Origin of the sequence: Tannerella sp. (assembly GCF_030528505.1) — a bacterium.
Lineage (GTDB): Bacteria > Bacteroidota > Bacteroidia > Bacteroidales > Tannerellaceae > Tannerella.
Genome location: NZ_JAUMYS010000039.1, coordinates 17,494 through 28,599 on the forward strand (window position 1 = coordinate 17,494; position 11,106 = coordinate 28,599).

10 protein-coding genes, 1 tRNA gene and 2 pseudogenes are annotated in these 11,106 nt (G+C 52.2%); 3 read left to right on the forward strand and 10 right to left on the reverse strand.

Features of this window, described 5'->3' with window-relative positions; all coding sequences use genetic code 11:
* Positions 1-33: 33 nt before the first annotated feature.
* Both Q4A89_RS07440 and Q4A89_RS07445 read right to left on the reverse strand, forming a co-directional pair.
* A complete protein-coding gene (locus Q4A89_RS07440; protein WP_303184651.1) occupies positions 34-348 on the reverse strand; it encodes a transcriptional regulator in 315 nt (104 codons plus the stop codon).
* Positions 345-995, reverse strand: coding sequence for a hypothetical protein (locus Q4A89_RS07445; RefSeq protein WP_303184652.1), 651 nt, complete (start codon positions 993-995; stop codon positions 345-347). Before Q4A89_RS07445 ends, Q4A89_RS07440 begins: the two co-directional genes overlap by 4 nt.
* Positions 996-1,212: 217 nt before the next feature.
* On the opposite strand from Q4A89_RS07445, the pseudogene Q4A89_RS07450 reads away from it, so the two are divergent.
* Both Q4A89_RS07450 and Q4A89_RS11710 read left to right on the forward strand, forming a co-directional pair.
* A pseudogene (locus Q4A89_RS07450) lies at positions 1,213-1,578 on the forward strand (DUF4369 domain-containing protein); the annotation flags it as partial.
* A gap of 33 nt (positions 1,579-1,611) precedes the next feature.
* A complete protein-coding gene (locus Q4A89_RS11710; protein WP_368389500.1) occupies positions 1,612-2,328 on the forward strand; it encodes a TlpA family protein disulfide reductase in 717 nt (238 codons plus the stop codon).
* Between the two features lie 17 nt (positions 2,329-2,345).
* On the opposite strand, the gene Q4A89_RS07460 is transcribed toward Q4A89_RS11710, so the two are convergent.
* The 5 genes and pseudogenes from Q4A89_RS07460 to Q4A89_RS07480 all read right to left on the reverse strand — a co-directional run bounded on the left by Q4A89_RS07460 (position 2,346) and on the right by Q4A89_RS07480 (position 6,885).
* Positions 2,346-3,038 carry an RluA family pseudouridine synthase gene (locus tag Q4A89_RS07460; RefSeq protein ID WP_303184654.1) on the reverse strand — a complete coding sequence of 231 codons (693 nt, stop codon included), beginning with the start codon at positions 3,036-3,038 and terminating at the stop codon, positions 2,346-2,348.
* Between the two features lie 349 nt (positions 3,039-3,387).
* A pseudogene (locus tag Q4A89_RS07465) lies at positions 3,388-4,359 on the reverse strand (serine hydrolase domain-containing protein); the annotation flags it as partial.
* Positions 4,360-4,546: 187 nt separating this feature from the next.
* Positions 4,547-5,293 carry a 3-oxoacyl-[acyl-carrier-protein] reductase gene (gene fabG / locus Q4A89_RS07470; RefSeq protein ID WP_303184655.1) on the reverse strand — a complete coding sequence of 249 codons (747 nt, stop codon included), beginning with the start codon at positions 5,291-5,293 and terminating at the stop codon, positions 4,547-4,549.
* 52 nt (positions 5,294-5,345) lie between these two features.
* Complete coding sequence (locus Q4A89_RS07475; RefSeq protein ID WP_303184656.1) at positions 5,346-6,290, reverse strand: 3-oxoacyl-ACP synthase III family protein; 945 nt, start codon at positions 6,288-6,290, stop codon at positions 5,346-5,348.
* A complete protein-coding gene (locus Q4A89_RS07480) occupies positions 6,280-6,885 on the reverse strand; it encodes a TetR/AcrR family transcriptional regulator (RefSeq protein WP_303184657.1) in 606 nt (201 codons plus the stop codon). The genes Q4A89_RS07475 and Q4A89_RS07480 overlap by 11 nt, the downstream gene beginning before the upstream one ends.
* A gap of 150 nt (positions 6,886-7,035) precedes the next feature.
* On the opposite strand from Q4A89_RS07480, the gene Q4A89_RS07485 reads away from it, so the two are divergent.
* Positions 7,036-7,107: transfer RNA gene (locus Q4A89_RS07485), tRNA-Met, on the forward strand.
* Between the two features lie 83 nt (positions 7,108-7,190).
* On the opposite strand, the gene Q4A89_RS07490 is transcribed toward Q4A89_RS07485, so the two are convergent.
* The 3 genes from Q4A89_RS07490 to Q4A89_RS07500 form a co-directional block, all read right to left on the reverse strand.
* Entirely contained in the window at positions 7,191-7,520 is a 330-nt protein-coding gene (locus Q4A89_RS07490; protein ID WP_303184658.1) for a hypothetical protein, read from the reverse strand.
* 61 nt (positions 7,521-7,581) lie between these two features.
* Positions 7,582-9,831, reverse strand: coding sequence for a beta-glucosidase BglX (gene bglX / locus Q4A89_RS07495; RefSeq protein WP_303184662.1), 2,250 nt, complete (start codon positions 9,829-9,831; stop codon positions 7,582-7,584).
* A gap of 279 nt (positions 9,832-10,110) precedes the next feature.
* Positions 10,111-10,797: an OmpA family protein gene (locus tag Q4A89_RS07500; RefSeq protein ID WP_303184659.1), complete on the reverse strand. Its 687-nt coding sequence runs from the start codon at positions 10,795-10,797 to the stop codon at positions 10,111-10,113.
* Positions 10,798-11,106: the final 309 nt, after the last annotated feature.

Below are 11,106 nucleotides of genomic sequence, written 5' to 3' on the forward strand. Positions count from 1 at the left end.
ACTTTGAGATGCAAAGTGTTTGGGCGAAAAAAATTATTTTTGATATTGTTTCATCTGTTCTTTCAGAAAAGCTTCGAGGGCGTTGATATGGGCGATGAAAGCGTCACGTCCGCTCTTCGTGATGGCAAATGTCGTGTTCGGCTTACGTCCGATAAACTGCTTGCTGCTCTGAAGATAGCCGAGCGCTTCCAGACTGCGCGTATGACTGGCCAGGTTGCCGTCCGTCATTTCGAGCAGCGCTTTCAGCGTGACGAAATCGACCGATTCGTTGGCTATCAGGACAGACATGATGCCTAACCGCGCCTTACTCTCAAACGCTTTGTTGATCTCTTCCGGTATCGGTTTCATCGGGTGCGGGCAGGGCGGTCGTATTTGAGATAAAAGAAAATGCCGTAAACGATATGGAAGAGCCCGAAGCCGAGTGTCCAAAACAGCAGGGCATGGCCTTCGACAAAGCTGTCGGCCAGACCGAGCAGCAGTTCGGCATAGCCCAGATACCGCGTATTCGAATACGTATAACTCGAGGCGTTGACTAAAGCGATACCGTAGAAGATCAACATCACTGAGGAGGTCAGTCCGTAGTGCTGCTTCCAGATGAGCGAGAGGCAGAGGATACCACCTACGACGAGTGGCAGGAAAAAGTTCAGCAACATCCGTTGCGCCGTGCGGTCGAATATGAAACGTTGTCCGCTCCGTTTCGCTTTTCGCCGCGAGAAGAAGAACACGGTGGCCAGACACAGCACAACGAGCACAGCCGCAAAGATCAGCATCAGCTGCATGCGATAAGGCGTATTGACTTGCAGACGCGGAAACGAAGGCAGCTCCTGCGACCATCCGCCCGTACCGCCCAACATGTAATACGCCACGACTGCCGAAATACATGCATACACACCGACTAAAATGGCCGATGCTCCGCTTAAACTCAAAACCTTCGACGATTTCTCCATCAAAGACCTGATTTCGTTCAAGGTGTTGAATACGTCTTTATTTTCCATTTCTTAAAAGTACTTTGCGATGCAAAGTTAATGCGAATATTCAAACCGACAAATAAAATCGGTTGAAAAGAGAGGTTGGAAAATAAAAATGTACTTTTGCGGCCGTTTGCAGGCGGCCTTCGAAAAGAAAAAGAGAGATCGAGGCGAACTATTGTCGGCCGTGATTGTTATATAATATAATGTATAAGGAATCGAATTGGAATTAAATATTTTTGTTATGAAAAAGATTTTTGTACTTGCGGCCTCGATAGCCGCATTAACGGGTTGTAACCAGGGCGGACAAAAGGCCGGTTACGTGATTGAGGGACGGATTGCCGAGGCGCGCACAGACGTGGAAGGCAAATACGTCTATCTGACTTCTTTCGGGAAAGAAGGAGGAGTGATTGACAGTGCGTTGATTGCGAAGAATGCGTTTAAGTTCGAGGGCGCCGCAACACAGGGGCAACTTTGTATGCTTCATTTCGAAGAAGGGGGCGCGGCACGACCGGGCGAATCTCCTGCGTTCTCGACTCTCTTTGTCTTGCACGACGGAAAGATGCAGGCTGTGCTCGATACGTTTTCGTATGTGACGGGGACACCGGAGAACGACGCGTTCAAGACGGTGCGTGAGTCGATTATGACGGCGCGCAAGGGATATGCCGACTTGGTGAAAGCCATCAGAGCAGGCGATCAGGAAGCTGAAAAGAAAGCGTATCAGATCGATACGGATGTGTTGAATGCGGTGAAAACCTATATTGATGCGAATCCGACTAAATTGTCGGCGGCGAAACTGCTTCACGAATTCCGTCATTATATCGATGAAAGCGAGCAGGAAGCCATCTTTGCCAAAGCCGATTCGACGTTTATGAGCTTTCCCGGTATCAGTCCGATGGTCGCTCACCTTGAAGTGCTGAAAAGTGTGGCTCCGGGAAAGACGTTCGTCGACTTCGAAATGCCCGATCCGAAAGGAAAGATGCGCAAGCTGTCCGATTACGTCGGACAAGGCAAGAAGGTGGTGCTCATCGATTTCTGGGCATCGTGGTGCGGACCGTGCATGCATGAGATGCCGAACCTGACGGCCACGTACAAGACGTATCGCAAGAAAGGCTTCGAGATTGTCGGCATTTCGCTCGACAAGGAAGAAGAGGCGTGGCTGAAAACGATCAAAGAGAAGAAGATGGACTGGATTCATCTCTCCGACCTGAAAGGCTGGAAGTCGGCAGGTGGTGCGCTTTACGGCGTGAACAGCATCCCATGTACGATCCTCGTCGACAAGGATGGCACGATTCTGGCACGCAACCTCATGGGCGATGACTTGAATAAGAAACTTGACGAACTGTTTGCCAAGAAATAAAATTGCAGGAGAGTGTGTCAAAACGCCAGTTTGGGCACACCTTCCGTCAGCGCTTTCCAAAGCGGTTCGTCCGGTACGGGTGCGACGATATCGACCGGTTGTTTCGATACCGGATGAACGAACGATATGCGACGGGCGTGCAAACTGATGCCTCCGTCGGGATTGGAGCGATCGGCGCCGTATTTGAGGTCGCCCCGGATGGGGCAGCCGATGGCCGCCAGCTGGCAGCGAATCTGATGATGCCGGCCGGTTTGCAGGTCGATTTCGAGGAGATAATAATGTTCGGATTGCGCGATGAGCCGGTAATGTAACACGGCTTTTCGCGCATCCGGCTTTTGGGACGGAGCACACACGTAGCTTTTGTTCTGCTTCTCGTTGCGCACGAGCCAGTGCGTCAACTCCTGCTCTATCTCGGGCGGACGGTTGCGTACGATGGCCCAATACGTTTTCTTGATCTCTCCGGTGCGAAATAACTCGTTCATCCGGGAAAGCGCTTTGCTCGTTTTGGCAAAGACCACGACGCCCGTTACCGGACGGTCGAGGCGATGCGTGACACCCACAAATACATTGCCGGGCTTGGCATACTTCTCCTTCAGCCACGTCTTCAGCAAATCGGCCAGCGAGGCATCGCCCGTTTTGTCGCCCTGCACCAGCTCGTGCCCGTTCTTGTTCACCGCAATCAGGTGATTATCTTCATAAATGATTTCCATACGTTTCGTTTCTTAGGGTCTCATATAAGCCGTCGAGATACGTTGACCGATTCGGATCAGTCGTCTCGTATAAGTTGTAATAAGCCATTCCCTTTATTTTATGATGTTTGTATCGTACGTTTTAACCTGGCCATAACCGGAGCTAAGCTTTTTCCTGCGGCTCTTTTATTTAAACAACAGTTGTGAAACAATTGGAACACAACTGTGTTTCACGCATCCCTTAAAGCATATGATTCCTTTCTTTAATCGTTGTGACGAAGAAGCTAAAGATAAGCGATGTGTCGACGGATACGTAATAGCATTTTGTTCCTGTCGTCGTGTCGACGGACGTCTTTGTTCTGCCATGCTGCTATAACGCAGGCAACAGATGTTCCCAAATCATATTCAGTTCGGCCTGCATGTCGCCGATGTGTGCCGTAGTGACGATGACGGCGTTTTTTTCGGGCAGGATGATAATAAACTGTCCGTTGGCGCCGTCGGCACGGAAGGCGTTATGTCGGCATCGCCACATCTGATAGCCGTAGCCTTGCAGCCAGTCGCTGTCTTCGGGACGGGTTTTCAGTGTTTCGCGGCGTGCTCCGGCGGGGAGCGAGGAGATGTGCGAGGTGCTGGCTTCGTCGATCCATGCGGCGGGAAGCAGCCGGCGTCCTTTCCATTGTCCTTTTTGCAGGAGGAGTTGTCCGAGCTTGGCCATATCTTCGGTACGGACGTACAGTCCCCATCCGCCACAGTTGATGCCCTGCGGACTTTCATCCCATCTCACCGTGCCGATGCCGAGCGGGTCGAAGAGACGCGGGCGAAGGTAATCGACCGTTTTCTGGTTCGTCACTTTCTGTACGATGGCGGCAAGCATATACGTGGCCAGACTATTGTAAACGAATACTTGTCCCGGATCGTGCGCGAGCGGAGCGGCCAGAAACTCGGCAACCCAATCTTTGTCGTGATGCTGACGGATGTTGGCCGTCGGGTCGGTGTCGTGCCCGGACGACATGGTGAGCAGGTGGCGTATTTCCATCTTCTTCAGCTTTTCGTCTACGTTTGCCGGTAATTTATCGGGGAAGAAATCGATGACTTTGTCGGTCGTCCGGATGCGTCCTTCGGCCACGGCAAAGCCTACGGCCATCGAAGTAAACGTTTTGCTGACGGAGTTGAGGATATGCAGTTGGTCCGGAGCATGATCGCCCAACCATCGCTCGGCAATCACTTCGCCGTGCCGTACGATCATGATACTGTGCAAGTCGTGACCGGCGGCCTGAACAGCTTCCAGATAACGCGCGATGACGGTGTCCATCTGCCGTGCGGCGTCTTTGTTACGCGGCAACGGGTCTTTGTGTTCGAACTTACCGGAGGTAGCCATGCCGCTGCTTTCTGCGGGCGCGGAGTTTCGCGCATTCATCGGTACGCAGAAAGACAGCAAGGCAAGGCATAACCACCACGTAAGAAAATCGTTAGTCCGTTTCATGATACGGGTTTTGTTCGGAGGGGAAGGCTTGTGCGCTTCGCCCTCGTTACATGTTCATACCGCCATCGATCTGGAGCACCTGTCCGGAAACGTACGACGACATATCCGAGGCGAGGAATACGGCGGTGTTAGCCACATCTTCGGGCGTACCTCCACGACGCAAGGGGATTCCTTTGATCCATTCTTCGCGGATGTTTTCGGGCAGTGCGGCTGTCATGGCCGTTTCGATAAAGCCCGGAGCAATCGCGTTGGCCCGGATGCCTTTCGGGCCCATCTCCTGTGCGATGGACTTGGCCATGGCAATCATGCCGGCCTTCGAAGCGGCATAGTTCGCCTGACTGGCGTTGCCGTGTACCCCTACGACCGAGGCCATGTTGATGATGTTTCCGCTACGCCGGCGCATCATGACGGGCAAGCAGGCGTGAACGAAGTTGAACGCCGATTTCAAGTTGACGGCGATGACGGCATCCCACTGTGCTTCGCTCATGCGCAGCATCAGGCCGTCTTTTGTGATCCCTGCGTTGTTGACGAGGATATCCACGCCACCGAAGTCCTTCACAATTTCGTCAACCACCTGATGCGTTTCGTCAAAGTTCGCCGCATTCGATGCATATCCTTTCACTTTCACGCCGAAGGCAGCGATTTCTTTTTCCGTCTCTTGCGCGTTCTCGTCGATTACCAGATCGGTAAATGCAATGTTTGCTCCTTCCGAAGCGAATTTCAGGGCAATCGCTTTGCCGATGCCGCGTGCAGCGCCTGTCACGAGGGCTGTCTTTCCTTCCAGTAGTTTCATTTTTATTGAATTTTTAAAGGTTTGAATTGGTAAAGTCTGTATCGTGTCTCAATTATATACGAATGAGGCAGGCTCCCGCCGAGTATCCGCCGCCGAAAACGCTGATGCACACCAAGTCGTTTTTCTTGAACCGGTCGATATGCTGGGCGAAGACGAGCGCACAGCTGGCCGAACCGGTGTTACCCAATTCCTCCATGTTACTCAGGATTTTTTCGTCGGGTATGCGGATATTGTTTGCGATGTTCTTTAATATCCGCAGGTTGGCCTGATGGCCGATGAAGTAGCTGAGATCGTCGAACGTATAGCCGTTCTTTTCCAGCAGACGCTTGGCGTTTTTGGGCATGTACGTGCACGCCTGTATGAAGACGTCTTTTCCTTCGGGCATACGGATTCCCCCGTCGCGCGGACGCAGCTGGATGCCTTCGGGGCCTTTGCCGAGCGTACCGAGCGCCTCGGTGTAAATCTCCAGCACTTCGTAGTCTTTCTCATGGACACGTTCGTTCGAAATAAAAAAAGCCACGGCCGTGTCGCCCCAAAGATGCCCGGCCTTCGGATCGTCTTCGTTGCTGTAAGCCGAGTTTTTATCCCCTCCGATAATCAGTGCTTTGCGCGCCTTCCCGCAGGCAAAATACCCTTCGACGATTTCGAGCGCGTTCACGAACGACGAACAAGCCGATGAGATGGTGAACGCCTTGGCATCCTCAATCTCATAGGCGTGTTGTACGACATGAGCGGCTGTGCCGACGGTGTCGTACGGTGAATACGTGGCGGCCACGATCAGGTCTACGTCTTTGATGTCGTACGGGAGCGAAGGCAAGGCGTTTCGTACGGCTTCGAGTCCCATCGTATTGATATTCTCGTCGGCTCGCGCCCTCGCCCGTGTTTTTATACCGGTGCGCTGCACGATCCAGTCGTCTGTCAGTCCTGCTTTTTCCGTATAATATGAATTGGGAATCCGTTGTTCGGGGATATAAAATCCTGTAGCGTTAATATACATTGTTTTTGATTTTAATTCCATTGAAGATAAGATTCATCATGTTTTGCCGCTCAATGATCCGGTCTCTTTCCGAGTCGCTGATATGTCCGCGAATGTAGGGAACCTCCAGCCCTTTCAGTGCATGATGAATAATCAGCGCCGTCACCCGGATGTCGGGAACATGGAAGATGCCTTTTTTGACACCTTCTTCCAGAATATTGCAGATGATTTCCGTTTCGCGCTGATCGAACTTTTTGCGGGCTTTCTCGACCCGCCAGATGTCGCGGAAGAACGTAGCCCGCAACGTACCGTTACGGAATACGATCGTTTTAACCGCATCTAAACGTATATATATAAAGGAAATCAGTTTCTCGTCGGCCGGCAGTTGTTTCGCGGCGACTTCGAGCAGCATTTCGAGCAGCTTGTTAAGTTCGGCTTCCACGACGGCCGAAAAGATATCGTCTTTGTTCTTGAAATACGTATACAGGGTGCGTCTGCCCTTTTGCGAAGCTTGTGCAATGTCGTTCATCGTCGTATTGTGATACCCCATGCGGGCAAAGAGCTGACGGGCGACATCAACTAACGTATCACGCGTTTTGGAGACGGCTATGGACATAAACTGCACACTTTCGTTTAATTTGTGCGCAAAAGTAGATAAAAAAGTTGCGATTTACCAATGCGCAGGAAAAAAAAACGGAATATTTTGTTTTTTCAAAAGAGTGTCGTATCTTTGCGGCCTCAAACAACAAATTTGATGACGATATATCGCGGAGTGGAGCAGTGGCAGCTCGTTGGGCTCATAACCCAAAGGTCGTAAGTTCGAATCTTGCCTCCGCAACTTTTTAAAAGGCAGGTTACCGAATATCGGAACCCGCCTTTTTCAGTAGATAGACCGGCCTGTTTTTTTCGGAGAAATTCTTTCTAATCCATCTTTAAGTCGATCATATTGCCGGCAAAATCCTGCGTCCACGCCACGGCAGGAGCTCCGCTGAAAGGCAACATGAAAACCGAGATTTTAGACGCGCCGGCATCGACAAAGATTTTTTCGTACTTTGCATAGTCGGGTTTCGTGAAGCGTTCGCTTTTATTGACGGCTTGCAGCTTTGTCAGAGCATCTGCGGGCAACGAGTCCGATAACATTCCCGCCTCATGCAGCAGTTGTCGGTCACGAGATGCGTCTCCGCATGAAAAAAGGAGGAGCTGCATGATGACGGGAATGTATCGTATGACAAATGAATGTCTCAAACTCATGGAATCCGTTACAAAGATCGATAAAAAAGATCAATAAATCAATGTATGCGTTATGGCTGTTTTATTTAAGCATAAAGCGAACGGTCTGGACGTCGGCGCTGTTGCGGCCGATCATCAGCTCGAACTCGCCCGGTTCGCACACATAGTCGAGGTCGGCATTGTAGAAACGGAGATCGTCCGTCGTGATGTTGAACGACACGGTCTGCGTTTCGCCGCGTTTCAGGCTGATTCGCCGGAAGCCTTTCAGTTCTTTGACCGGACGGGATACACTGCCCACCACATCGCGGATATAGAGTTGTACGACCTCGTCCGCGTCGTATGCGCCCGTATTCGTTACCTCGACCGTAGCCGTGATTTTGCCGCCTTCGTCCAGCGTATGACGGTCGAGCCGCACTTCGCCGTATGCAAAAGTCGTGTACGAAAGTCCGTAACCGAAGGGGAAAAGCGGATCGTTGTCTACATCGAGGAAGTTACTGCGGAACTTGGAAAACCACTGGCGTTCGGGGCGTCCGGTGTTCAGGTGATTGTAGTAGAGGGGGAGCTGTCCGGTGCTTTTGGGCATGGAGGTGACTAACCGTCCGCCCGGCACCCGGTCGCCGAACAGCACGTCGCAGATGGCATCGCCGGCTTCGCTTCCTCCGAACCAGACGTTGAGAATGGCCGGAATATGTTCGTTCTCCCACGTCATCACCGTGCTGCGACCCGAAAAATACACGAGTATAATCGGTTTTCCGGTCTTTTTTAAGGCGGCCAGCAGGTCGCGTTGGGCGTCGGGCAAAGTGAGGTCGCTGCGGCTGCTGCATTCACCACTCATCCCCGACGATTCACCTACGGCGGCTACGATCACATCGGCTCCGGCAACAGTTTCGAGCGCTTCGCGCAGGATTTCTTCCGCCGGACGCTCGTCTCTTTCCGGTCCTCCGAAAGCTTTCGCGTTTTTCTCCAGTCCGGCATCGTGCATCAGGTTCGAGCCTTTGGCGTACACGACTTCCGCCTTCGTGCCTACGGCATCTTTCATCGCTTCGTAGAGAGACTTGTATCCTTCGGGACGAGCGGCGACGCTCCACGTTCCGGGCATGTCGAAGCGGCTGTGGGCCATCGGGCCTATCAGCGCAATACGCCCGCTACGTTGCAGCGGTAATATTCCGCCGTCGTTCTTGAGCAGCACAAACGTTTGCGCCGCTATGCGACGGGCTTCGGCCCGATGGGCGGAGGTAAAGATTTCCTTTTCGGCCCGGCGAGCGTCCAGATAACGGTAAGGATCGTCGAACAATCCCAGTTTGTATTTGGCTTCCAGTATCCGCCGACAAGCACGATCGATCGCTTCGATCGTAACTTTTCCTTCACGGAGCGATGGTTCGAGCGTACCGACAAACCCGTCGGAGACCATATCCATGTCTGTGCCGGCGTGGAGCGCGAGGGCGGAGGAGTGTTTCAGGTCGCCCATGCCGTGCTCGGTCATCTCCGCAATGGCGGTATAGTCCGTGACGACAAAGCCTCCGAAGCCCCACATGTCGCGCAGCACGTCGGTCAGCAGCCACTTGTTGCCTGTTGCAGGGATGCCGTCGACGACGTTGAACGAAGTCATTACCGATCCGGCTCCGGCGTCGATGGCTGCCTTATACGGCGGGAAGTAATCGTTGAACATGGTGCGTCGGCTCATGTCGACCGTATTATAGTCGCGTCCGGCTTCCGAGGCGCCGTAAAGAGCGAAGTGCTTCACGCATGCCATGAGCGTATTCGCGGCAGATAAATCATGGCCCTGATACCCTTCGACCATTGCGCGGGCGATCTGCGCGCCCAGATACGGGTCTTCGCCGGCCCCTTCGGCCATCCGTCCCCAACGACCATCCCGACAGAGGTCGACCATCGGGCTGAACGTCCAGCAGATACCGTCGGCCGAAGCTTCCACGGCCGCGATACGTGCCGACTGCTTCACGGCCTCCATGTCCCAACTGCATGCTAACGCAAGAGGGATCGGGAAAACGGTTTCATAGCCGTGAATCACGTCCATCCCGAAGAGAAGCGGTATCTTCAAACGGCTTTTTTCTACGGCAATCTCCTGCAAGGCGCGGATATTCGCAACGCCTTTCAGATTGAACAGTCCGCCGACCTGGCCACGCGCAATCTTCGCCGCAATATCGCTGCTCTTGGCTTCGCCCGTAACGATATTTCCCGAAACAGGCAGATTCAACTGGCCGATCTTCTCTTGTAGTGTCATCCGGTTCATCAGCTCATCGATAAACCGGTCCATCTTCGAGGTTTCCCGGCCTGCAACCGTCGCAGACACGAACCAACACCCCGCTAACATGATACTCACCATATACTTCTTCATAGGCTCTGTTTATTAAATGGATTCATATAAATTCGACGTAAAATTAGTAAAACATTTCTTGTTTGGATGATTTCCGGTGTAAATAGCGTTTTCGTTTAGCAAGAATAAAGGTTTGCAACCGAAAGAATTCGATTTCCTCGTTCAGAAACGTACTGTTGACATCCTTACAGCATAACACAAAAGAGACGACCTCCGGAAACCGATTCTTCGGTTAGGGAAGGCCGCCTCTCTCTGTTTCGTTATCTTTTCGAAGAATTATTCTCCGGCTTCTCGCTTGGCTTCTTTTACCATCTTTTCGTTGGCGCTGATCATGATTTCAACGCGTCGATTCTGTGCACGTCCTCCGATGGTCGTATTATCGGCCACCGGCTGATGAATGCCTTTGCCTTCGTACGTCATTCGTTTCGTACTGACTCCCTGCTCCACCAAATAGTCGTACACGCTTTTCGCGCGCCGCTCCGAAAGCGTCTGGTTGTAATCCACCTTTCCCGTGTTGTCCGTATGACCTACGATGCGGAGGTTCGTATCGAGGTTTCTCTCCAGATTCGTAGCCAGGTTGCGCAGTGCCGACTTCGAAGCTTCGCTGACGGTGCTCGAATTCGTAGCAAACAGAATACCCGAGTCGAACGTCACCTTCAAGGCAGGAGCCTGTCCTTCTTCTTCCACCACTTCCACCTTCGTTTCTTCCGGAAGTACTTCCTCCAGCTCTTTCTTCTGCTTGTCCATCTTCTTGCCGATGATGGCGCCTGCCGCGCCGCCTACCGCCGCGCCGATCACGGCGCCCAAGGCCGTATTTCCGGCAATCTTGCCGACTCCCGCGCCTACCGCCGCGCCGCCGCCTACGCCGATGGCTGTTCCTTTCGTCGTGTTGCTGGCTCCGCAACCGGAGAGCAATACCGCTGCACTAAGCAGCATCATAACCCATAGATTCACTCTTTTCATATTCTTTGCAAATAAATTAATGTTTGTAATGTTCGTTTCTTTTTGCCGTTGTGTCTATATAACAATTAAAACACGTCGCAAGTTACGAAAAAGTTCATTGATCCGCAAAATAATTTCCAAAGGTGTCGTTTGGGTAAATTCAACCGACAAATACCTCCTTTCCACTGACCGATTTATAAAAAAGTATCCGCTTTTCACGTCCGAGCTCTTTGTTTCACCTGCGGGATCTTATGCGTCCCTGCCGACGATGTTTTTTCGTTTCCGAATTATTCGATGCCTGGGTGAAGCCCCTTCAGCATATTCCTGATA

Coding starts and splice junctions, on each gene's coding strand:
- Q4A89_RS07440 (WP_303184651.1), bottom strand. CDS start 348: ATGAAACCGATACCGGAAGAGATCAACAAAGCGTTTGAGAGTAAGGCG.
- Q4A89_RS07445 (WP_303184652.1), bottom strand. CDS start 995: ATGGAAAATAAAGACGTATTCAACACCTTGAACGAAATCAGGTCTTTG.
- Q4A89_RS11710 (WP_368389500.1), top strand. CDS start 1,612: ATGACGGCGCGCAAGGGATATGCCGACTTGGTGAAAGCCATCAGAGCA.
- Q4A89_RS07460 (WP_303184654.1), bottom strand. CDS start 3,038: ATGGAAATCATTTATGAAGATAATCACCTGATTGCGGTGAACAAGAAC.
- fabG (WP_303184655.1), bottom strand. CDS start 5,293: ATGAAACTACTGGAAGGAAAGACAGCCCTCGTGACAGGCGCTGCACGC.
- Q4A89_RS07475 (WP_303184656.1), bottom strand. CDS start 6,290: ATGTATATTAACGCTACAGGATTTTATATCCCCGAACAACGGATTCCC.
- Q4A89_RS07480 (WP_303184657.1), bottom strand. CDS start 6,885: ATGTCCATAGCCGTCTCCAAAACGCGTGATACGTTAGTTGATGTCGCC.
- Q4A89_RS07490 (WP_303184658.1), bottom strand. CDS start 7,520: ATGAGTTTGAGACATTCATTTGTCATACGATACATTCCCGTCATCATG.
- bglX (WP_303184662.1), bottom strand. CDS start 9,831: ATGTTAGCGGGGTGTTGGTTCGTGTCTGCGACGGTTGCAGGCCGGGAA.
- Q4A89_RS07500 (WP_303184659.1), bottom strand. CDS start 10,797: ATGAAAAGAGTGAATCTATGGGTTATGATGCTGCTTAGTGCAGCGGTA.